At 42.0% G+C, this 300-nt stretch carries 1 tRNA gene; it reads right to left on the bottom strand.

The features are described from left to right. Positions 1 to 137: 137 nt before the first annotated feature. A tRNA-Val gene (locus tag AB4407_RS20865) sits at positions 138 to 213 on the bottom strand. Positions 214 to 300 lie beyond the last annotated feature (87 nt).

The following is a 300-nucleotide window of genomic DNA, read 5'->3' as shown; positions in this document are numbered from 1 at the left end:
CAAATTGTTAAAGAGCATGAGACTTTAAGAACCAGTGTTCTAAAATTCACATTTTCTAAAGACTCTCACAGTCGAAAAATCCAACCAGCGACATAAGAAGTGGTTTGGAGTTTTAACTTCCAAGAATATTTAGAGAATGGTGGGCGATACCGGGCTCGAACCAGTGACCCCCTGCTTGTAAGGCAGGTGCTCTCCCAACTGAGCTAATCGCCCACGATAGTTTCTTTTGTCTTCACTTTTAATAAAGTGAAAATAAAAGCCATCCTTTACGCGGAGAAAGAATGGTGGGTCGTGCAGGAT

Origin of the sequence: Vibrio sp. 10N.261.46.E11 (assembly GCF_041472735.1) — a bacterium.
GTDB lineage: Bacteria > Pseudomonadota > Gammaproteobacteria > Enterobacterales > Vibrionaceae > Vibrio.
Note: the sequence above shows the minus strand (reverse complement) of the source record. Positions and strands in the feature narration are given on the sequence as shown.